This is a genomic window from Proteus terrae subsp. cibarius (assembly GCF_011045835.1).
Taxonomy (GTDB): domain Bacteria; phylum Pseudomonadota; class Gammaproteobacteria; order Enterobacterales; family Enterobacteriaceae; genus Proteus; species Proteus cibarius.
Window position 1 is genome coordinate 1004912 of record NZ_CP047349.1, and the last position, 21129, is coordinate 1026040.

The following is a 21129-nucleotide window of genomic DNA, read 5'->3' on the forward strand; positions in this document are numbered from 1 at the left end:
TGATACAAAACCTTAGACTTTATTCTTATAGCATATTGTTTTATATAATAAATAAACATTAATTTTAGCTTATTAATAACTAAAAAGCGTAAAAAAGAGCATAACCAAACACCATATCCATTGAACTGAAACGCCAAGCAAGGCAAAAGAAAATAGACGTTTAGTACCTAGCCAGCGATCTTCCATTGTCTGTTTTTTGGGTCGTTTAGGAAATAACGTAGAGAGGCTTTCATCAAAACTAACATCATCTTGATAGCGATAAAGTACTTGAAAAAAATGACTATCAAGCCATAAACGAAAAAGGTGATATTGCGTAAATAAAAATAAAAGAGAAGCAACAAAGAAAGTCAGTTTATTATGAAAATGAAGGCTAAATACAGGCCATGTGCTTATATAAGGTAATAGTGATAAAAGCAGTAAATAGCGCCAACTTTGTGTTAAAGACACAATCACTTTACCGCTGGTTTTTGTTGTCAGCATCGTTATCTCGTTATTTATTTTGTTGGAAACGCGAATACCAAATTTGTAATGCCTCTTGTGTTTCTGGATTTAAAATCACCTGAGGGCGTATTTGATAAACCTGTTTTATCGCTTCTTCCAAAGTATCTACTGTGCCACTGTTAACTAACCATGCAACGACAATAGTTGCACTGCGCGAATAGCCTAATTTGCAATGAATATAAACTGTTCCTACTTGGCTAAGCTGTTCCAGAGACAACATGGCTTTGCTGATATCATCAGGAGATAATGGTAATAAATCGATTTGAGGTTGCGCTAAATAAAGCTGGTTTTGGCTAAACTTGTTTCTTGGCCACTCACAGGTTAAATCAAAGACGGCGTTCGCTTCTAATTTATAAAGGGGGCGTCCACCTAATAAAATACCTTCAGTCACTAAACTAGGTGTTTGGCAACGAGTTAAATAATAGCGATAAGTACACCAAGCAAAAAAGCGATAAGGCAATAGGATTATCTGTGCAGAAAGGGGAATTTCACCTTGGGAGTTTTTTTGAAAAATAGAAGCGCCTGCCCCTAAATAACCTAAAGTCACAAACGTTAATGCGATTGCAGGCCAGAGAAAAATCCAAAAGAAACCTTGTAAGCCAAAAGATAACAGATAAAACACCATTGCTGATAACGCATAGTTTTTACCAATACGTAAACTGCGTTTACTGCCTGTAAAATGCCATTTCCAACGAGAGTTTATTGGTAATAAATAACAGATAAACACGCCGACACCAAAGCCCGTAATAATATCGATAAAGTGATGTTGCCAGGTTGTCAGTACAGAAACAGCAATAAGCAATGACCATAAATTTAAAAACCATTGCCATGATTTTGGAGTATGTGCGCGAAAACGTAACCAAAGTATCCACAACAAGATTATGTGCAAAGAAGGAGCTTGGTTATAAGGTAAATCGAAACCTTCTAATTGGGTAAATAACCAACCAGAAATCCCTTCCGTTGTTGGGCGAATAAAACTAAATTTTAAAGGGAATAATAAAAAACCAGCACAAGCAATAAGAGAGGCAACAATTAAACGTAACCCATGTATAAATTGTTCTCTTAATGTTGTACAAATAATCAGTGAAATACCATAGGCAATATTCACACTCCAATAAGGAATGATTGTCCAAGGTAAAAAGGGGATCGCTTTTTCCCATGAATAAACAAAAGAAGGAACATCAGATAAAGTGGAAGTATAAGTGTTAACTTGCATATAAGTTAAATAGAAAAATGGAGCAAGAAACAATAGCCATACAATACCAGCAAGCCAGATACTTTTTCTAGATGATGTTATTTGAGTGTGTTGGGTTCCACCCATATTAAAATTCCTTTCTTTGCTTATGTTTCTATTTTTACCATGAATTAAAATTATCGCTATATGTTGCCATATAGCGATAGCTCGGTTATTGATGGTGCATTCTGTTAGCGACGTTTTGCTATCGATACACTGAAAATACCCCAATGATCAATTTGTTGATCTAACTTTTCAAAACCAGCTTCATTAACTAAAGCATCCATTTCACCCTGACTACGGCAACGCATGATCCAAGGTTGTCCGTTTTGGTGACTAGGTAATACACGCGCAATCATTTCAAGCTGAGGGTGCCAAGGTTGGCAGGTATAAATTAATAAGCCGCCACTAGGGATCGCCTGCGATAATCCTTTTAAAGACTCTTTTAGCAGATGATTTTCAGGGAATAATTCATAGAGACCACTGACAATACCTAAAGTTGGTGACGGAGAAACCGCACTCAAGCTTTCTGCATCAAAGGCGTTACCTTCTTCAAAACGCACTTTGTCTTCTAAGTGGCGTTCTTTAATCGCAATATTGCCTTGTTCAACGTTAATGGCGCTATAATCACGCATTAAAATCGAATCGACCTTACCATAATCATTAACTGCATCAAAAAGATAGCGCCCTTGTCCTGCTGCGATATCCATAATGTGCACCGGCATATTATTTTGTATTAATTGGCGAATTGCGTAGCGGATTGTATTTTCAATATTGATTTTACGTTGGCGAATTCCTTGCCAACCAATACTATTTAAATATTGTCTATCAACAACCCGACCAAATAAGCCTTTCCCTTGAGGTTGATTACGGTAGACATAATCCAGCGTCGATCCGGAATCAAAACCTTTATCGTAACCCAGAGCAACACCTTCTGATGCTTTACCTAAAGTACTCATAGAACGGCTAAGTACTTTGTAATAAAGTCTTTTTGGGCAATATTTAGGGAGTGGCGTCTGTAATGCACGATAAACATCTGCACTATGACTCCAAGTATCTTCATGTTGGTAATCATGTTGATAAAGTGGTTGTGCAAATAAGGTTTCAATAAAGCTACGCATTTTATTGATAGGAATAATTCTGTCTTTCTCACCTAAAGTATCGTGGTAAAAGCCAGGTAAGACATGCTTTTCTTTGATAGATGTGTTTAAACGTTCATAGAAAAGATGTTGAGGCTTGGCGTGGACCACATGGTCATTGCCTGAAATAAACAACTGTGTTGGTAAAGTAATTGCACTTGCATCTTCAACAACACGATCAGCCGTTTTATAAAGCTCTAATAAAATATTGACGGCAATAGGGCGAGTGATCAGCGAGTCTTGGTTAAAAGAGTCGATGCGATTTTGATCATGGGTTAAGTATTTAGCTTTCACGTATGAATTAACATAAAAAAGCCCGCGAACTTTTTGCATCAAGGCAAGACCTGTGCGTGCAAAAGGAACATATAATTTCACTTTAAATGCAGGGGAAGCTAACACCATACCGCGGATCTTAGGGGCATAATCGTGTACCCAACCAGTAACTAAAACGGCGCCTACACTTTGGCCAACAACCAGAATATTCTCCATTGGAATATTATAGTTGGATGAAATGTAATGAACGAATTCGTCTATATCTTTTATTGAAGTTCCCATTGATGGGCTATAACCGCGAGCGCCTTGATTTTTACCATGACCTCGAGCATCCCAAGCAAACATTGAAAAATCAGGAAGATCTAACTCATCCACTAGATGAGAAACACGACCTGAGTGTTCATGACCTCGGTGAAATAAAATGATTGCTTTTGATTCAGTGGTAATTTGAGCAGGCCAATGGCGATAATACAGAGGTGTTTTATCGCTGGTGGTAAATTCAGACTCAATCATATTCCTTTGAGTTTGATATTGCGGTTGTTGATTCATAACGATGTATCCTTATCTTTATCTGTCATCATTGCTTCTTTTAGTGCGCGATGAATTCGGTGATAACAAGTCAACAAAAGTAATAAATTAATAATAATAAAAAGATAATGCGTGTTTTCTGATAATGTCAGGGAGGGGAATAATCCGATAAAAAAAGCGATAGCACCGAAAATAAAGGCTCTATCACTTTTTCCCATCGGGCCATCATAACGACGAGAAGCATGAATAGTTTGGGCAAGCACGCCTAAAAACTCAGTCATTATCATTAAAAAGAGTGCCAGCATGATCCACCAATAGGCTTGTGGAAAAATAAAAGCAAAAGGTAGATAGAGTGCAATGTCTGAAATAACATCGCTGGTTTCATTTAATATCGCCCCAAGTGCACTTTTTTGATTATGTTCTCGTGCAAGCATGCCATCTATGGCATTAAGCGCCATACGAAAAAAGAGGACGAAAGGGAGCAATAAAAATAAATGGGGATAAGGATAAAGCAAAAGTAATCCACCAATAGCAATGGATAACAGTAAGGCAAAAAGTGTGACCTGATTTGCTGTGATCCCTTTTGTGAATAGCTGTTCTACATAAGGGCGTAGTAGAGCTTGAAATTTGGGCTTTAGGTCATAAATTGTCATGACGCATCCTTGTGTTCAAAAGTGCGTATATTACCTCATAATTATAATTTTATTATTAGCTGATTTTTATCTCATTGAATATCTTTATTTCAATACTTTAATTTATTTACGATTTAAACATAAAACTAAGGCTTAAAATTCACTTGAGTTAATAATTATTTAGCTCTCAAAATAAAGAGAAAATAAGATCCGCAAAATTGTAATTATCAGACTGTTCCGTGTCTGTTTTATTCTCTTTATTTTAAAAATGATTAATTTTTCTTTAGTGATATGTACGTAATTATAATTAGGGAATTAAGTGAGGAAAATGAAAAAAGAGATATTAAATACCTTATAATAACTAATGAAATTAGTTCAATTTATTATAAATATTATTTTAGATGAAATTTAAATCTAATAAGAGTGTATCGATAGTGTAGTTATCTGTATTGAGTGATAAGTGCAAAAAAACTAGATAATGATAATTATTATCATTATCATAATTAGCGCTGTTAGTTACATCTATAATCATCTATCAAACTAATAACCATACAAAAAGATACTACTATTATGATCCATTTCTTAGCAAAAAATGATGCTTATCGTCAGGGAATTGGGATATTTTCATTTTCGTCATCAGCGATAGCATTATTATTGACTTCACTCACTTCGTTAAATAGCTATGCAACTGAAAGTGTAAAACCAGAAATAACGACATCCACAAAGTTGGAAAGTCCTGCACAACCAAAATCGCGTGAAAAGATTATTATTGAACCTATCTATGTATCAGGTGAACTCAACTCAAGTGTTGATGCGGGAAGTACCGTTCTAACATTAAAAGATATCGATAGAATTCAGCCTAATAATATTGCAGAGCTGGTGGATAAATTACCCGGAATTTCATCATCGGGTTCACCAAGGCCGGGCGGTCAAACATTAAATATCTGGGGGATGGGTAATCCTGAAGATATTAAAATTACCCTTGATGGTACGCCTAAAACCTTTGAGAAATATCGCCAAGGTTCAATTTTTATTGATCCTGAATTAATCCGTCGTATAGATGTTGATAAAGGGCCTCATAATATTACTCAAGGAAATGGCGGTTTTGGGGGTTCGGTGAGAATTGAAACCAAAGATCCCGATGACTTATTACTACCCGATCAGAATATTGGGATGTTTTTAAAATATGGCCACCATACTAATGATAGACAAAATCGTTATAGTGGTGCGGTATACGGTAAATTACTGGATGGGCAAGCAGATGGATTATTCTATTTTAACCGTCGTGAAAGTGACGATCTGCGACGTCCTGATGGGACTAAATTTGGCTATTCACAGTCAGATCAGGATTCTTTTTTAATTAAGACCAATATCTATTTAACGGAAGCACAAACATTAACGTTATCAGCATCACGATCAGAAAGTGATGGTTGGACGCCTTGGGCGGCTAAACGTGATGAACTAGCTAAACCTAGCCAAGCTGAAGTGGATAAATATGGTTTTGATGCGGCGATGAAACGTAAATTAGTTTATCGTGATCAAAAAGATGACACCTTTAGTGTGAAATGGAATATTCAGCCGATTGATTCCGATTTAATTAATTTAACACTTACCTACGGTTACTCAAAAACCAAACAAAATGATAGTCGCCCAGAGACCGCGAGCTCCTATTTTAGTGGCAGTATGGGCAATCAAAGTTGGGTAGATTATCGAAATCATCAAATTGAAATTAAAAATGAAAGCACAGTTATGCAAGGTGCTTTAGAGCATAAGGTATTAGTAGGAACACGTTGGCATCGTAATGATCGTGATGTTTTAATGTTTACTCGCGATAAAGCTAAAAATCCAAATTATAACTATGGATATTATGCGCCACCTTATATGCCAGAAGGTACGCAAACGACAACCAGTTTCTATATTCAAGATTCGATGAGCTATAGAAATCTGACGATAACTCCTGGTGTTCGCTACGATATCGTTAAAAATCAAGGTAAAGGAAGCCGAGCGATTACCTATCAAGATCCTGATCCCTATTATGGGCATGATTACTCTGATGTGACTTATAGCGGGGCAACACCTCATTTAGGTTTATTATGGAAAATGAATCAGAATTTCAGATTCTTTGGTGATTTAACCTATACATGGCGAGCTCCATTGATTGATGAGCAGTATGAAGTTCAAGGAAGAGTTTCTAGCTTAACAGGAACGAGTCGTCATCTAGACAAAGAAACAGTAAGAGCTGCACGAATTGGTGTAATTGCGGATTTTGAAAGTGTTATTCAGCAAGAAGATCAACTGCAGTTAAGAACGACACTATTTGATACTCGTGGTAAAGACGAAATTTTCCGACGTCGCGGTGTCTATTGTGAAAGTCAAAAGGTGGATGGACATAATGGAAATTGCCCACCTTCGATTGGTAATTACCGTAATTTACCGGGCTACCACATCCAAGGGTTGGAAATCGAAGCCTTTTATAATAGCCCTAATGTATTTGGCCGTTTAGCATATTCAACAATGAAAGGAAAACGTGACCAATCACCGCGCGACCCGTGGTTTGGTCAAAAAACATGGATTGCTGAAATACAACCTGATGCTTTACATGCCACCCTTGGCGTAAAAGTACCAAGTATTAACGTTAATATGGGATGGACGGGGGATTTTATTGGTGCTCAGCGTCGTTCTCCAATGGATGCCGATCCTGATGCTGGCTATTGGTCACTACCAAAAAGTAAAGGTTATGCAATACATGGTCTATTTGCGAATTGGGAACCTTCTTTTATAGATAATACGGAAGTTCGTTTTACGGTCGCGAATTTATTTAACCGAGATTATTACCCTTATTTAGGTGAATCAGTTTCAGGGGTAGGACGTGATTATCGATTTACTGTGGTAAAACGTTTCTAATATTACTGAAAATAAAAACAGATAAACCCCATAAATATTATGGGGTTTATTGACATTAAGAATTCAATATTCGATATATTAAATTAATAACCATGTGATGTAGAAGTTGCAATCATTGCCATCATGGTTGTGAAGAAGAAAATAAAGAAAAGAACAGCCATAACAATACTAATAATAAAGTAAACAAAGCCCGCTCTGTTCCATGTTTCTTGTACTTTCATAAAGGTTTCAACAGAATCGTAATCACCACTTTTCCAAGCCCATTCATTCCCTTTAATACCACAGACAAAAATCCAAACAAGATTAAGTAAAGGAACAAGCGCTAATAATGGAAGATAGGATTTATTACCAAAACCCCAAATAATATTAAACATGAAAGCACCCCAGTTCCAACGTTTAATTTCTTCAGGTACTGGTTTATTAGTGTAAGACACAGTTTATTCCTTATCTAAAATAATAAATATAAAAATGAGAATGCCAAAATGGCTACTGGAGAAAAGGATAATCATAATTGAAGAAATGAGAGAATGAAAGAAAGGGAGAACATGGCTTTGAATAAAAAGAATAATCTTAATAATAAAGTAGTATTAAGATTATTTTTAATTTTTATATAAACTTATTTTATCTAACTGCATGTAAATTTAGTTTTTTATGAATAAAAACAGGCCACAATAATGCGACCTGTTTTGTGACAATCTTAAATGAAGATTGTTTATTGATTATTTTGCAGCTGCTTGAGCTTGTTCAATCCAACCATCAAAGGTTTTTTGATGTGCTTTGATCCACGCATTAGCATGACGTTCAATATCTGCCTGTGATTTTTGACCATTATGCATACGTAAGTTTTGCGCATTAATATCGGCAACAGACACTTTCATAACTTCAAAGAGTTTTGCCGCAGCGGGATTTTCTTCAGCCCATTTTTTATTTGCTGCAATATGCATGGTACTTGGCGGAAAGCCATAGTTTTTACCATTTGCTAATGTGGTATCGGTTTTATCATCACCCGGTAATGAAGAGAAAGGCACTTGTAACCAAACAACATCTTTACCCGGTTTTAATACATCACTTATCCAGTAAGGCGTCCATGTGTAATAAAAAATGGGCTTGCCTTCTTTATAACGAGTAATGGTATCTGCCATCATGGCTGCGTAGTTACCTTGGTTATGTGTAACAGATTTTTCTAATCCATAGGCTTTTAAGTGATTATTGATCGCTTCTTCACAACCCCATCCCGGATTACAACCGGTTAAATCGGCTTTACCATCACCATTGGCATCAAACAATTTAGCAATTTTAGGATCTTTAAGTTGCTCAATATTCGTAATGTTATATTTCTCTGCCGTTTTCTTATCAATCAAGTAACCTTGAGCGGCATTAACGACATAATCCCCTTTACGATAAAAGGTATTATCACCTCCTGCTGCTGCATATTGTGAATTATGAAGGGGAACCCAACTAACAGCCATAAAGGTGGCATCACCATTAGCGATAGAGGAATAAGCAACGTTATAGTCAACTTCTTTAATTGGCTGAACGGTGTAACCTAATTGTTCTAGTGCTTTATTAACGATTAAAGTTTGAAAGGTTTCTTCAGAAATCGTACTTTGCACGGGTTGAACCGAAATTCCTTTTCCAGGTAAATCAGCAGCGGATAACTGGGTGCTTATCAGTGTGGCGGACAATACTGTTGCCCAGATAACTGGATTACGCATAGTTTTTCCTTCTGTTGTTATGGTAAGAGATAAATAGCGACAGCGAACTGTCGCCTCTATTTCTTATATTGATTGAACGTGGTGTTCTTTATTGATTTTTAATTAATAGTAAAAATATTTATTACGATGCTTTTTTGCCAAAGAGTCGACAAATTAAGCCGATAGGCCCTGTCATATACCAGCATCTATTGCCTTTATGACGGCTGTTTTGACCTAAAGATTGTGTTAATCGGTCAAGGATAATGGCGAGGATAACAATACCGGCACCCCCTACGGCAGCTAGTCCCATATCAAGACGACCTATACCGCGTAATACCATTTGACCTAACCCACCAACGGCAATCATTGATGCAATAACAACCATTGAAAGTGCTAACATTAGTGTTTGGTTTACACCTGCCATAATTGTTGGCATGGCGAGTGGTAATTGCACTTTAAACAGCATTTGACGAGGATTTGCACCAAATGATTGTGCTGCTTCTATTAAATCTTCAGGAACTTGTTTGATCCCTAAAATGGTCAATCTCACAATTGGAGGTAAGGCAAAAATAATAGTGACCACAACGCCGGGTACGTTACCTATACCAAATAACATGACGATAGGAACTAAGTAGACAAATGCAGGCGTTGTCTGCATCGCATCGAGTAAAGGCCGAACAATTTTGGATGCTCTATCACTGTTAGCCAGCCATATTCCTAATGGAAGCCCAATAATAAGACAAAACAGTAACGAGGTGAGTACCAGTGCAAGGGTAACCATAGCTTCAGACCAAGCACCAATTGCACCAATTAATATTAATGAGATAAAAGAAGCGATACCCATAACTTTGCCTGAAAGCTGCCATGCAATCAGAGAAAACAGAATAATGGCGATAGGTGCTGGCATTGAGGTTAAGAAATTTTCAAAACCACTTAAGACCAAATCGACCGGTACACGGATACCTTGGAAAACAGGGCGAAAATGCAATACAATCCAGTCAATCGCATCAGTAACCCATGAATCTAAGGGGATCAGCGTATTATGAAACGGATCCATTAGATTGAATGAATCAGGTGCTACATCCGTTGGTGTTGCATCTAACCAATCACTGCCAGCGGATGAGGTATCAATATTTTCAGTACCACTGCCAGCACCCCATGGATCGGCATCTGTTGATGAACTGTCAGTACTACTCCAAGGATCACTTTCTGTTGTAGTGGTATCAGTTGTTGCCCAAGGATCATCATTTACGTTATTGGTTGTCTCTGGCGTAGTATCGCTTGTCGCGGTTTCTTGGATATTTGTATCCAAAGCCACATCTTTATCTGTTGTATTACTCATTTGGCGTCTCCTTATCCAGTGCTTGTAGTAACATTCCTTTAGAAATTAAGCCGATATAACGGTTTTTTTCATCAATAACAGGAATTGCACAGGGAGATTGTGCAACAGTTGAAATCAGCTCGTTTAACGGTGTATCACCATTAATAGCACAAGGCTCAGATAAAATAGCTGACTCAATAGGTTGTTTATTTTTCAGTGCCTCTTCAAGAGATGTGACGGAAACAACGCCAACAAATTTTCTTCCTCGCTCAATGAGATAGCCAAAATTTCTATCTTCATCTTCGAGTACTTTCAAGGCGGAGCGAGGACCAAAACCGGGCGCAACATGCAGTAAGGTTTCAGGACGACGTTTAGCTATATCTTTTGCACTAAATACGTGGCTAATATCAACACCACGGAAAAACGTACGCACATAATCATTTGCTGGATTATTGAGTATTTCATCTGGTGTGCCCGTTTGAACAACAACACCACCTTGCATAATGGCAATTCGGTCGCCAATACGCATAGCTTCATCCAGGTCATGGGAGATAAACACAATCGTGCGTTGTTTATCTCCTTGTAAGCTTAATAACTCATCTTGCATTTCTGTACGAATTAATGGATCGAGTGCTGAAAAGGCTTCATCCATCAATAAAATATCAGGATCGTTAGCAAGTGCACGCGCAAGGCCGATACGTTGACGCATCCCACCAGAAAGCTCATCAGGCCAAGAGTTTGCGTAACTGCCCAAGTTGACTTGCTCTAAAGCATCCATCGCTTTTTTATAACGCTCATCTTTGCTTAATCCCGCGAGATCCATTCCAAATGCAGTGTTATCAAGTACGTTCATATGGGGCATTAATGCAAATGACTGAAACACCATACTGATTTTTTTACGGCGTACTTGTCGTAACTCCTTATCCGACATGGTGGCAATATTTTCACCATCAATAAGCACCTCTCCCTTTGTTGGAGAGATCAGACGATTGAGAAGGCGGACTAGTGTGGATTTACCTGAACCAGATAATCCCATGATGACAAATATTTCGCCTTCTTCAATTGCCAGATTTGCATTTTGAACGCCCACCGTAAGCCCTGTTTTATCAAAAATCTGATCTTTATTCATACCAGATTTTAATAATTCAAACGCGCGTTTAGGGTGTTCGCCAAATACTTTGTAGAGATTTTTTACTTCGAGTTTAATTGCCATGCAATATATAGTTTCCTATTTAAATATTGAAAGGAATAAATTAAATATTAATTAATAAGTGTTGTTATTTTTCCTAAATAAGATTTTTAATAAGGGAATTACCCTACCACAATGATTGAGTCTGACAACCCTATGTTCATTATAATTAATTAAATAATTTGGCTGTATTTTCGTTGTTTTTAATATAATTAATAATTAAATAAAGTGAAATAAATAAAATTTATTAAAAGATGTATTTACCTCTAACTGACTGAAATAACTTTATTTTTAGAGGTATTGCAAATTTAATTAGGATCTCAATAAAAACGAAAACTTAATATCAAAATAGAAGAGAAATAGAGATGAAAATTAAATGAAAAAAAATCAATACATATTAGATAAATTAATATTTAATGCCTTGTGATAAGGTTTATATACTAGAAATAGGCTGGGATAATTCGAAAAAAATTGATTTTTTGACAATATTGAACGGCAAAAATCCATCAATTAGATTGTTTAGTGAACAAATTAAAATACACAAAAAAATAGTCTATATTTTTCAGTGTATTATGTTTTATGTGTGATACATAATTAAATTGAATGTATTGTATTGTTTCTTTTACCTTCAATTAATCCAATAAATCTTAAAAATCCCAATCATCATCTTCAGTGTTAATGGTTTTACCAATAACATAGGATGATCCTGAGCCAGAGAAGAAATCGTGGTTTTCATTTGCATCTGGTGATAATGAAGAAAGAATAGCAGGACTTACATTGGTTATTTCATCAGGAAATAAAGCTTCATACCCTAAATTCATTAATGCTTTATTTGCATTATAATGAAGAAATTTTTTGACATCTTCTGTCCAGCCTACAGTGTCGTAAAGATCTTCAGTATATTTCACTTCATTGTCATATAAATCTAATAATAATGAGAAAGCAAAATCTTTAATATCTTGTTTCTCTAATTCAGATTTATTTAATAACTGATTTTGAAATTTATAGCCAATATAATAACCATGAACGGCTTCATCTCTAATAATAAGGCGAATTAAATCGGCTGTATTAGTTAATTTTCCTCGGCTTGACCAATACATTGGTAAATAGAATCCTGAATAAAACAAAAAAGATTCTAAAAAGACGCTGGCAATTTTTTTCTTTAAAGGATCTTCATCTTGATAATAACGCAAAATAATTTCTGCTTTCTTTTGTAAGTAAGGATTTTCCTCACTCCAACGGTATGCTTCATCGACATCGGATGTTAAGCAGAGTGTGGAAAATATCGAACTGTAAGAACGAGCATGCACCGCTTCCATAAAACAGATATTAGATAATACGGCTTCTTCATGAGGCGTGAGTGCATCAGGCATCAAAGTCGGTGCACCTATGGTATTCTGGATCGTATCAAGTAAAGTTAGCCCTGTAAAAACACGGATTGTAAGTTGTTTTTCAGCTTGAGTTAGGGTGTTCCATGAAGGAATATCATTAGAGAGTGGAATTTTTTCAGGTAACCAAAAATTCATGGTTAAACGATTCCAAACTTCTAAATCTTTTTCATCTTCAATGCGATTCCAATTAATTGCATTAACATGGCTTAATAAAGGTAATGACATGCTATGTTCTCCTTATTGTTATTATTAAAGTGCGCACGAAACACAGCCTTTGATTTCAGTACCTGCTAATGCAGATTGTCGGATACGAATGTAATACAAGGTTTTAATACCTTTACGCCATGCATATATTTGCGCTTTGTTAATATCTCGGGTTGTTGCTTCATCAGAAAAGAATAATGTGAGCGATAAACCTTGGTCGATATGTTGAGAAGCCTCAGCATAAGTATCAATAATTTTTTCAGCCCCAATTTCATATGCATCTTGATAATACTGACGGTTTTCATTGGTCATAAAGGGGGCTGGGTAATAAACTCGCCCAATTTTACCTTCTTTTCTAATTTCTATTGGTGCGGCAATAGGATGAATACTCGATGTAGAGTGGTTAATATAGGAAATAGATCCCGTTGGTGGTATCGCTTGTAAGTTTTGGTTATAGATCCCATGCGTCATAATAGATTGCTTGAGAGTCTGCCAATCTTCTTGTGTTGGAATATGAACATTAGATTGGCTAAATAGCTGGTGGATTTTTTGTGTTTTAGGCAACCATTGTTGTGATACATATTTATTAAAATATTCACCCGTTGCATATTTCGAATTTTCAAAGCCTTTAAAGTGCTGTTTTTTCTCAATCGCTAATTGGTTTGAAGCTAACAACGCATAGTAAGTGACGGTATAAAAATAGATATTAGTGAAATCTAACGCTTCCTCAGAGCCGTAATAAATCCCTTCACGCGCTAAGTAGCCATGTAAATTCATTTGTCCTAAACCAATGGCATGAGACGCGAGATTGCCTTTTTCAATAGAAGGAACGGACTCAATTTTTGTCATTTCAGAAACATTGCTTAATGCTCTAATTGCCGTGCTGACGGTATGTGCAAAATTAGGTGAATCCATTGCCATAGCAATATTCATAGAGCCTAAATTACAACTGATATCATGACCGATATGGCGATAGCTTAAGTCTGGGTGATACTCACTGGCACTGTTGACTTGTAAAATTTCAGAGCAAAGATTGCTCATATTAATTCTACCCGCGATAGGATTAGCTCGATTTACAGCATCTTCAAACATGATATAAGGGTAGCCAGACTCAAATTGAATTTCGGCAAGTGTTTGAAAAAACTCCCTCGCTTTAATTTTCTTCTTACGAATTTGCGCGTTATTCACCATTTCACTGTATTTTTCGCTAACACTTATTTCGGACATAGGTACGCCATAAACTCGTTCTACATCATAAGGTGAGAAGAGATACATATCTTCATTGCGTTTTGCTAATTCAAACGTGATATCAGGGATAACAACGCCTAAAGAGAGGGTTTTTATTCGAACTTTTTCATCTGCATTCTCTCTTTTAGTATCAAGAAAATGATAAATATCAGGATGGTGAGCATGAAGATAAACAGCACCGGCACCTTGTCTTGCACCTAATTGGTTTGCATAAGAAAAAGCATCTTCAAGCATTTTCATGACAGGAACCACACCAGAAGATTGATTTTCTATACGTTTAATCGGAGCGCCTGCTTCACGTAAATTGGTGAGCAAAAATGCAACGCCACCGCCTCGTTTAGAAAGCTGTAACGCGGAATTTACCGAGCGACCGATAGACTCCATATTATCTTCTATACGCAATAGAAAGCAGGAAACCAATTCACCACGTTGTTGTTTTCCACAATTTAAAAAAGTCGGCGTAGCGGGTTGAAAACGACCACTAATAATTTCATCTACAAGATGAATAGCAAGGTCAGTATTGCCTTGTGCTAGCGTGAGAGCCACCATACAAACTCGATCTTCATAGCGCTCTAGATAGCGCTCTCCATCAAACGTTTTTAAGGTGTAACTGGTGTAGTACTTAAAAGCACCAAGGAATGATTGAAAGCGAAATTTTTTACTATAAGCATGTTTAAATAGCTGTTTAATAAAGGTAAACTCATACTGTTCTAACACTTGTTCTTCGTAATAGTGTTGTTGTACTAAGAACTCGAGTTTTTCTTTTAGATCATGAAAAAATACAGTGTTTTGATTTACATGTTGACGAAAAAAATGGTGTGTCGCTAATTTATCTTTATCAAACTGAATATTACCTTGCTCATCATAGAGATTTAGCATGGCATTCAATGCATGGTAATCCAGTTGTTCTGTTGATTGTGTCATGTTAATTATCTCGTAATGCATTGGTCAGTAAGACTTGACCAAAATGTACTTAAACCTATTTTTACGCGATATACATCTTCTGGTGTGCCTAATAATTCAAATCGATACAAAAAAGGGACTTGGCATTTTTGTGCAATAATATCGCCAGCTAATCCGTAAGCTGCACCGAAATTAGTATTTCCAGAAGCAATGACTCCACGTATTAATTGACGGTTTCCAGGAATATTTAAAAATTGAATAACCGCCTTAGGAACTGCACCTTTAGTACCACCGCCACCATAAGTTGGGCAAAGCAACACAAAGGGTTGCGTTGCAAGCAATGTTTCAGCTTCAATAATTCTGGTCGCATTTAAATTGAGTTTTTGTACAAAGCGATGGCAGTTTTCAGAACGACTTGAAAAATAGATCAAAGGTGCAGTTTGCATGAGGAGCTCCTTTAGAGCGTGATCTGTCTGATTTTATCAGGGCAGAAACCCGACCAATGTTGTTCACCGTGAACTACAACAGGTACTTGGCGATATCCCATAGAAACGATACGGGCGAGAGCTTGTGTATCTTTGGTAAGATCAACTGCAACAAACGGAATGTTTTTCTGTTTTAAAGCACGTTCTGTGGCACTGCATTGAACACAATTCGGTTTGGTATAGAGGATAACAGACATAAAAATAACCCTTATAAAAATATGGATGCGTCTGTTTTCACATCCATAATGAGAAGTACTTAAATACTATATATAGAGTTATTTATTTTCAACCATACAATATATGGTGTTTTTCATTTTTGATAATGATTATCATTAAAATTAAACAGTTAGTGCACTAATTTTATTTTTAGATCGCTAGATTGATCAATTTTTATTAGATATACGAGTAATTAGATGATTGCTTTATCAATCAAGCATGATTTAATCTGGTTGCTAAAGACAAATCAGCAGAGAAAACATTATGTACCAAGACTATCTCGATGCACCTAAAGGCTTTCCAAAACCCTATATCTCTATTACTGCAAATGAAAAAGGGATCACGAGTCTCTATTTTGTGAATGACAAAGAGGTTGCTGTAAATTCAAGTCCTGTTATTAACCAATGTATAAAACAATTAAAAGAGTATTTTGCAGGTAAACGCACGACATTTTCGGTGCCATTAGCGCCAGAAGGAACGGAATTTCAAAACCGTGTTTGGAAGACATTACAAACCATCCCTTATGGTGAAATTTGGAGTTATAAAAAATTGGCGCTTACATTAGGTTCGGTCAATTATTGCCGAGCGGTAGGAATGGCAAACTCACGCAACCCAATTTCTTTAATTATTCCTTGTCATCGAGTTATTGGTCATAACGGTAAGCTAGTCGGCTATACTGGTGGATTAGATATTAAGCGTTGGCTACTTCAATATGAAAAAGTAGAAGTCGATGAATAGTTCAGATTGTAAGTATTAAGTATTGTTTCTTAAGTGAACTATGCGTTAAGGCATGGGATTTGTCTGAATATTAATCATTTGGCAGAAAAAAAATGTGAGTTTCGTGATCTAGACTGTGGACAGGGAATCATCATTTTTGTTTTACTATAGCTAACGCAAAACGCTTGCGTTTATTTTCTATTTTAAAGGTAAACTTGATGTCTAAATTAAAAGGTAACGTTAAGTGGTTTAACGAAACTAAAGGTTTTGGTTTTATCACTCCAGAAGATGGCAGCAAAGATGTATTTGTACACTTTTCCGCTATTACATCAGAAGGCTTTAAAACCCTTGCTGAAGGTCAAAAAGTAGAGTTTGAAGTTACTGACGGCGCGAAAGGGCCATCTGCTGCAAACGTTGTCGCTATCTAATTAACGACTTCTTTGAGACAAGTAAAAACCCGTTATTTAACGGGTTTTTATGTATCTAGAGCAAAGCCCGTTATTTAACGGGTTTTTAAGTATCTAGAGCAAAGCCCATTTTATAACAGGTTTTTATATTCCAAACATTACATCTCGCGTAGTAACCAAAATGCAAATGCGGTCATTAAAAATGAGCCTGCCAAATTAGCGCCCATCGTACTTAATGCCCATCCTATCTTCCCTTCAGTTAAGAGTGCGACAACTTCGACAGAAAAGGTTGAAAATGTTGTCAGGCCACCACAAAAGCCAGTAGTTAGCATAATTTTCCAAATAGGATCAATATGTGGTGCTTTGCTAAACCAAGCGATACCAAAGGCAATAATAAAAGCACCAATGCAGTTAGCAATAAAGGTACCTGTGGCAAAATGAGGAAAAATAGAATTTAGGCGGTAGCTAATCAGCCAGCGTAATACACTACCTAAACCACCACCTATAAATACAGCAATTGCAATATTAAGCATGAGAGATAAATTGTTATTTAACCTCAATCCCCTGAGCTTGAAGATCAGCATGATAAGACGAGCGAACAAACGGCCCACAAGCTGCATGGGTAAAGCCCATCGCAAGTGCTTGCTCTTTCATATATTCAAACTCGTCAGGACTGACGTAGCGTTGAACAGGAAGATGGTGACGGCTTGGCTGTAAATATTGCCCTAATGTCAGCATCGTTACCCCATGTTTACGCAGATCACGCATAACGTCAATAATTTCTTCGTTGGTTTCCCCAAGACCGACCATCAAACCTGATTTTGTTGGAATATCTGGGTGAGCTTGCTTAAAACGCTCTAACAATGTCAGCGACCATTGATAGTTAGCACCTGGACGTACTTGGCGATAAACGCGAGGAACATTCTCTAAGTTATGGTTAAAGACATCTGGTGGAGTGTCAGTGAGGATCTCAAGTGCTTTATCCATACGACCACGGAAATCAGGAACTAATGTTTCAATACGGATTGTTGGGTTTTTTGCACGAATTGCAGCAATACAATCAGCAAAATGTTGAGCTCCGCCATCACGTAAATCATCACGGTCTACGGACGTAATTACGACGTAGCGTAACCCCATATCTTTAATGGTTTGAGCAAGTTTTTCTGGCTCTTGAGGATCAGGAGCATTAGGGCGGCCATGAGCGACATCGCAGAATGGGCAACGGCGTGTACAAATTGCGCCCAAGATCATAAAGGTTGCCGTTCCGTGGTTAAAACACTCAGCAAGGTTAGGACAAGAAGCTTCTTCACAGACGGAATGAAGGCCATTTTTACGCATTGCTGCTTTGATACCCTGAATTTTACTTGAGTCAGCGGGTAGCTTTATTTTCATCCAATCAGGTTTGCGTAGCAGTTGTTCACGTTCTGTAGCGACTGTTTTAACAGGAATAAGTGCCATTTTATCGGCGTCGCGATATTTAACTCCGCGTTCCATCTGAATAGGTTTACTCATAATTGTGCCAGTTCCAGTTATCTAGAGTGATTAACACGATGTGACTGAGGTAATCAGGGTTTTAAAAAAATATGACAAATGTTAAAAAAATTATAGCATTTTTATTGCTGTGGTTGAAATCCTAGTTGTGTACAAAAATGCTTAACTAATAACGGTGCTACCTGTGTCGTTGTCGTATTCGGTGCAAAATCAATTAATTGCGTCATTTTTAGATCAGAATAACCACAAGGATTTATTCGAGCAAAAGGAGATAAATCCATATCGATATTGAGCGCAAGTCCATGAAAGGAACAACCTTTACGGATACGCAATCCTAAAGAGCAAATTTTATCACCCTTCACATAAACGCCAGGTGCATCAGCGCGAGCATAAGCTTCTACATTAAACTCTGCTAGCGTATCTATAACGGTGTTTTCAAGAGCGGTGACTAATTGACGAACACCTATATGATTGCGTTTTAAATCAATTAAAACATACATCACTTGTTGACCAGGGCCATGATAAGTTACTTGGCCACCACGATCAGATTGAATAACAGGGATAGCTCCCGTATTTAATAAGTGTTCAGCTTTACCTGCTTGGCCTTGGGTAAAAACCTGTTCATGTTGAACTAGCCATATTTCATCAGGTGTGTGACTTTCCCGTTTTTCCGTAAACTGATGCATAGAATCAGAAACCGGTAAATAGGGTTTCACACCTAATTGGCGAATAATGATTGTCTTGTCTTGCACCGTGAAAATCTTCATTTGTAGCGTAATTGTGAAGAGCAGTATAACGCTCCAGTAAATGAACTACCAGATTGAGATGTTTTTTTTCCGAGATAGAGTGAAAAATGAGGAAATGCCGAATAAGAAAAAGCGCCTTAATGAAAGGCGCTTTTAAAAAGTCATTTGCTAAAAGAAGAGGTTACAGAACCATACGCACCAGTTCAAGTTCACCTAATTCTTTATATAATGTTTCTACTTGATCAATATGAGTTGCGTTGATGGTAATAGAAACAGAGTGGTAATTACCTTTACTACTTGGCTTTACTGAAGGAGTGTAATCACCAGGCGCATGGCGTTGAATGACTTCAACGACTTGATCTACTAGTTCTGGTTTTGCATGACCCATCACTTTATAAGTGAAAGAACATGGGAACTCTAATAGTTCATTTAATTTTGTTTTCATCATAATGTAATTCCTTAAGACAACAGGCGTTGTTGTTTTAATAATTTATTTCTACACCTAATCTTAGCAAATAAAAAGCGCATTCCTTACATAATAAGGAATGCGATACTGGTAATTAGGGTAAATATGGGAATGGTAAATGTGTTTCTGCCAATATCTGTATAAAAGTTATATGTGGTCACATTTATCTTTTTCAAGCCTTAGCCAAACCAGTGTGAGAATAATAATTTGATATAGTCGATAATACGGCTAAAGAAACCACCTTCTTTTACTTCATTCATCACAACTAGCGGGCGCTGTTCGATAACTTGACCATCAAGTTGGAAATTAATGGTTCCCACAACTTGATTTTTAGCTACTGGCGCATGTAATTCTACATTATCAAGAATATAGCTTGCTTTTAAATCTTTTAAACGACCACGAGGAATAGTTAAATAAACATCTTTATCTACCCCTAATTGTACTTTATCTGTTTCACCATACCAGATAGGTTCAGCTGCGAATTCTTTACCCACTTGCAATGGTTTTACAGTTTCAAAGAAACGAAAACCCCAAGTAAGTAATTTTTTACTTTCAGCATCACGGCCTTTAGATGAATGACCACCCATAACTGCAGAAATTAAACGCATATCACCTTCAGTTGCAGAAGCGACGAGGTTATAACCTGCTGATGCTGTATGACCTGTTTTAATACCGTCAACATTTAAACTGGTATCCCACAACAAACCATTTCGGTTAGTTTGGCGGATATTGTTGTAGGTGTATTCTTTTTCTTTATAGATGGCATATTCATCAGGTACATCGCGAATTAATGCAGCACCAATTAGTGCCATATCGCGAGCCGAGCTATATTGCCCCGGAGCATCAAGACCATGAACGGTTTGGAATTGTGTATTTTGTAAACCGAGGCGTTTAACGTAATCGTTCATCATGGTTACAAATGTATCTTGGCTTCCGGCAATATAAGAGGCCATTGCGACACAAGCATCATTACCTGATTGTAAATTAATGCCACGGGTTAATTGTGCGACAGTAACTTGGTCGCCAGGTTTTAAGAACATTAAAGAAGAGCCACGAAAAACAGGATTACCTGTTGCCCATGCTTCTTCACCAATGGGTACGATATCGCTATTAGAGATTTTACCAGCACGAATGGATTGACCGATAACATAACTGGTCATCATTTTGGTTAAACTTGCAGGATCACGGCGAACGTCAGCGTTCATTTCAGCCAATACTTTCCCAGAATTATAATCAATAAGAATATAAGATTCGGCTTCGATACTAGGAACAGCTGGTATCATTGTTTTTAGGGAATCTTCCGCAATACCTTGATGGCTTACTGTGAGTAAAGCAAAAGTGGCACTTAATAGGCTTTTTCTTAGTAATTTTGCTGGGAGTATCTGTTTCATTCTGTTTGTTTAATCCAAAAATTCAGGGAAAAATAGGGACTGATAAATA

20 protein-coding genes are annotated in these 21129 nt (G+C 37.0%); 3 read left to right on the forward strand and 17 right to left on the reverse strand.

Going from position 1 to position 21129, the window contains the following annotated elements; genetic code table 11:
• Nucleotides 1-72 precede the first annotated feature (72 nt).
• The 4 genes from GTH25_RS04590 to GTH25_RS04605 all read right to left on the reverse strand — a co-directional run bounded on the left by GTH25_RS04590 (nucleotide 73) and on the right by GTH25_RS04605 (nucleotide 4328).
• Nucleotides 73-480 carry a hypothetical protein gene (locus GTH25_RS04590; protein ID WP_075671532.1) on the reverse strand — a complete coding sequence of 136 codons (408 nt, stop codon included), beginning with the start codon at nucleotides 478-480 and terminating at the stop codon, nucleotides 73-75.
• A 10-nt stretch (nucleotides 481-490) separates the two neighbouring features.
• Nucleotides 491-1822, reverse strand: coding sequence for a phosphatase PAP2/dual specificity phosphatase family protein (locus tag GTH25_RS04595; protein WP_109420347.1), 1332 nt, complete (start codon nucleotides 1820-1822; stop codon nucleotides 491-493).
• 104 nt (nucleotides 1823-1926) lie between these two features.
• A complete protein-coding gene (locus GTH25_RS04600) occupies nucleotides 1927-3696 on the reverse strand; it encodes a bifunctional alpha/beta hydrolase/class I SAM-dependent methyltransferase (RefSeq protein ID WP_156733091.1) in 1770 nt (589 codons plus the stop codon).
• The gene (locus GTH25_RS04605; protein ID WP_164530352.1) at nucleotides 3693-4328 is read right to left on the reverse strand and encodes a CDP-alcohol phosphatidyltransferase family protein; all 636 of its coding nucleotides are present in this window, start codon (nucleotides 4326-4328) and stop codon (nucleotides 3693-3695) included. The genes GTH25_RS04600 and GTH25_RS04605 overlap by 4 nt, the downstream gene beginning before the upstream one ends.
• A 549-nt stretch (nucleotides 4329-4877) precedes the next feature.
• Here GTH25_RS04605 and GTH25_RS04610 point away from each other — a divergent pair.
• The gene (locus GTH25_RS04610; protein ID WP_223672883.1) at nucleotides 4878-7211 is read left to right on the forward strand and encodes a TonB-dependent hemoglobin/transferrin/lactoferrin family receptor; all 2334 of its coding nucleotides are present in this window, start codon (nucleotides 4878-4880) and stop codon (nucleotides 7209-7211) included.
• Nucleotides 7212-7294: 83 nt separating this feature from the next.
• Here the strand turns inward: GTH25_RS04610 and GTH25_RS04615 are convergent, their stop codons facing one another.
• The 8 genes from GTH25_RS04615 to GTH25_RS04650 all read right to left on the reverse strand — a co-directional run bounded on the left by GTH25_RS04615 (nucleotide 7295) and on the right by GTH25_RS04650 (nucleotide 15843).
• Complete coding sequence (locus GTH25_RS04615; RefSeq protein WP_075671540.1) at nucleotides 7295-7645, reverse strand: ribonuclease G; 351 nt, start codon at nucleotides 7643-7645, stop codon at nucleotides 7295-7297.
• 285 nt (nucleotides 7646-7930) lie between these two features.
• A complete protein-coding gene (proX, locus tag GTH25_RS04620; RefSeq protein ID WP_075671542.1) occupies nucleotides 7931-8926 on the reverse strand; it encodes a glycine betaine/L-proline ABC transporter substrate-binding protein ProX in 996 nt (331 codons plus the stop codon).
• A 121-nt stretch (nucleotides 8927-9047) separates the two neighbouring features.
• Nucleotides 9048-10247, reverse strand: a complete 1200-nt coding sequence (gene proW, locus GTH25_RS04625; protein ID WP_075671544.1) for a glycine betaine/L-proline ABC transporter permease ProW — start codon at nucleotides 10245-10247, stop codon at nucleotides 9048-9050.
• Nucleotides 10240-11439, reverse strand: coding sequence for a glycine betaine/L-proline ABC transporter ATP-binding protein ProV (gene proV / locus GTH25_RS04630; RefSeq protein WP_075671546.1), 1200 nt, complete (start codon nucleotides 11437-11439; stop codon nucleotides 10240-10242). The genes proW and proV overlap by 8 nt, the downstream gene beginning before the upstream one ends.
• Nucleotides 11440-12062: 623 nt before the next feature.
• Nucleotides 12063-13031 (reverse strand): class 1b ribonucleoside-diphosphate reductase subunit beta, encoded by a 969-nt coding sequence (gene nrdF, locus GTH25_RS04635; protein ID WP_075671548.1) that lies wholly within the window; start codon nucleotides 13029-13031, stop codon nucleotides 12063-12065.
• A gap of 24 nt (nucleotides 13032-13055) precedes the next feature.
• Nucleotides 13056-15182, reverse strand: coding sequence for a class 1b ribonucleoside-diphosphate reductase subunit alpha (nrdE, locus tag GTH25_RS04640; RefSeq protein ID WP_164530353.1), 2127 nt, complete (start codon nucleotides 15180-15182; stop codon nucleotides 13056-13058).
• A gap of 5 nt (nucleotides 15183-15187) precedes the next feature.
• A complete protein-coding gene (nrdI, locus tag GTH25_RS04645) occupies nucleotides 15188-15607 on the reverse strand; it encodes a class Ib ribonucleoside-diphosphate reductase assembly flavoprotein NrdI (RefSeq protein ID WP_075671552.1) in 420 nt (139 codons plus the stop codon).
• Nucleotides 15608-15618: 11 nt separating this feature from the next.
• On the reverse strand, nucleotides 15619-15843 hold the full coding sequence (locus GTH25_RS04650; RefSeq protein ID WP_075671554.1) for a glutaredoxin family protein: 225 nt from the start codon (nucleotides 15841-15843) through the stop codon (nucleotides 15619-15621).
• A gap of 283 nt (nucleotides 15844-16126) precedes the next feature.
• Between GTH25_RS04650 and GTH25_RS04655 the strand changes: the two genes are divergently transcribed.
• Both GTH25_RS04655 and cspE read left to right on the forward strand, forming a co-directional pair.
• On the forward strand, nucleotides 16127-16600 hold the full coding sequence (locus GTH25_RS04655) for a methylated-DNA--[protein]-cysteine S-methyltransferase (protein WP_075671556.1): 474 nt from the start codon (nucleotides 16127-16129) through the stop codon (nucleotides 16598-16600).
• Between the two features lie 197 nt (nucleotides 16601-16797).
• A complete protein-coding gene (cspE, locus tag GTH25_RS04660; protein WP_023581133.1) occupies nucleotides 16798-17007 on the forward strand; it encodes a transcription antiterminator/RNA stability regulator CspE in 210 nt (69 codons plus the stop codon).
• Between the two features lie 137 nt (nucleotides 17008-17144).
• Here cspE and crcB read toward each other — a convergent pair whose 3' ends face one another.
• From crcB to dacA, 5 genes are all read right to left on the reverse strand, one after another.
• A complete protein-coding gene (gene crcB / locus GTH25_RS04665; protein ID WP_023581134.1) occupies nucleotides 17145-17519 on the reverse strand; it encodes a fluoride efflux transporter CrcB in 375 nt (124 codons plus the stop codon).
• Between the two features lie 13 nt (nucleotides 17520-17532).
• Nucleotides 17533-18498, reverse strand: a complete 966-nt coding sequence (lipA, locus tag GTH25_RS04670) for a lipoyl synthase (RefSeq protein WP_075671558.1) — start codon at nucleotides 18496-18498, stop codon at nucleotides 17533-17535.
• Between the two features lie 101 nt (nucleotides 18499-18599).
• The gene (gene lipB, locus GTH25_RS04675) at nucleotides 18600-19244 is read right to left on the reverse strand and encodes a lipoyl(octanoyl) transferase LipB (protein ID WP_164530354.1); all 645 of its coding nucleotides are present in this window, start codon (nucleotides 19242-19244) and stop codon (nucleotides 18600-18602) included.
• 160 nt (nucleotides 19245-19404) lie between these two features.
• Nucleotides 19405-19668, reverse strand: coding sequence for a DUF493 family protein YbeD (gene ybeD, locus GTH25_RS04680; protein WP_036912266.1), 264 nt, complete (start codon nucleotides 19666-19668; stop codon nucleotides 19405-19407).
• A gap of 200 nt (nucleotides 19669-19868) precedes the next feature.
• A complete protein-coding gene (gene dacA, locus GTH25_RS04685) occupies nucleotides 19869-21080 on the reverse strand; it encodes a D-alanyl-D-alanine carboxypeptidase DacA (RefSeq protein ID WP_164530355.1) in 1212 nt (403 codons plus the stop codon).
• Nucleotides 21081-21129: the final 49 nt, after the last annotated feature.

Bases quoted from the DNA above. Each gene is read 5' to 3' on its own strand.
- GTH25_RS04590 (WP_075671532.1), bottom strand. From the start codon at position 480: ATGCTGACAACAAAAACCAGCGGTAAAGTGATTGTGTCTTTAACACAA.
- GTH25_RS04595 (WP_109420347.1), bottom strand. From the start codon at position 1,822: ATGGGTGGAACCCAACACACTCAAATAACATCATCTAGAAAAAGTATC.
- GTH25_RS04600 (WP_156733091.1), bottom strand. From the start codon at position 3,696: ATGAATCAACAACCGCAATATCAAACTCAAAGGAATATGATTGAGTCT.
- GTH25_RS04605 (WP_164530352.1), bottom strand. From the start codon at position 4,328: ATGACAATTTATGACCTAAAGCCCAAATTTCAAGCTCTACTACGCCCT.
- GTH25_RS04610 (WP_223672883.1), top strand. From the start codon at position 4,878: ATGATCCATTTCTTAGCAAAAAATGATGCTTATCGTCAGGGAATTGGG.
- proX (WP_075671542.1), bottom strand. From the start codon at position 8,926: ATGCGTAATCCAGTTATCTGGGCAACAGTATTGTCCGCCACACTGATA.
- proW (WP_075671544.1), bottom strand. From the start codon at position 10,247: ATGAGTAATACAACAGATAAAGATGTGGCTTTGGATACAAATATCCAA.
- proV (WP_075671546.1), bottom strand. From the start codon at position 11,439: ATGGCAATTAAACTCGAAGTAAAAAATCTCTACAAAGTATTTGGCGAA.
- nrdF (WP_075671548.1), bottom strand. From the start codon at position 13,031: ATGTCATTACCTTTATTAAGCCATGTTAATGCAATTAATTGGAATCGC.
- nrdE (WP_164530353.1), bottom strand. From the start codon at position 15,182: ATGACACAATCAACAGAACAACTGGATTACCATGCATTGAATGCCATG.
- nrdI (WP_075671552.1), bottom strand. From the start codon at position 15,607: ATGCAAACTGCACCTTTGATCTATTTTTCAAGTCGTTCTGAAAACTGC.
- GTH25_RS04650 (WP_075671554.1), bottom strand. From the start codon at position 15,843: ATGTCTGTTATCCTCTATACCAAACCGAATTGTGTTCAATGCAGTGCC.
- GTH25_RS04655 (WP_075671556.1), top strand. From the start codon at position 16,127: ATGTACCAAGACTATCTCGATGCACCTAAAGGCTTTCCAAAACCCTAT.
- cspE (WP_023581133.1), top strand. From the start codon at position 16,798: ATGTCTAAATTAAAAGGTAACGTTAAGTGGTTTAACGAAACTAAAGGT.
- crcB (WP_023581134.1), bottom strand. From the start codon at position 17,519: ATGCTTAATATTGCAATTGCTGTATTTATAGGTGGTGGTTTAGGTAGT.
- lipA (WP_075671558.1), bottom strand. From the start codon at position 18,498: ATGAGTAAACCTATTCAGATGGAACGCGGAGTTAAATATCGCGACGCC.
- lipB (WP_164530354.1), bottom strand. From the start codon at position 19,244: ATGAAGATTTTCACGGTGCAAGACAAGACAATCATTATTCGCCAATTA.
- ybeD (WP_036912266.1), bottom strand. From the start codon at position 19,668: ATGAAAACAAAATTAAATGAACTATTAGAGTTCCCATGTTCTTTCACT.
- dacA (WP_164530355.1), bottom strand. From the start codon at position 21,080: ATGAAACAGATACTCCCAGCAAAATTACTAAGAAAAAGCCTATTAAGT.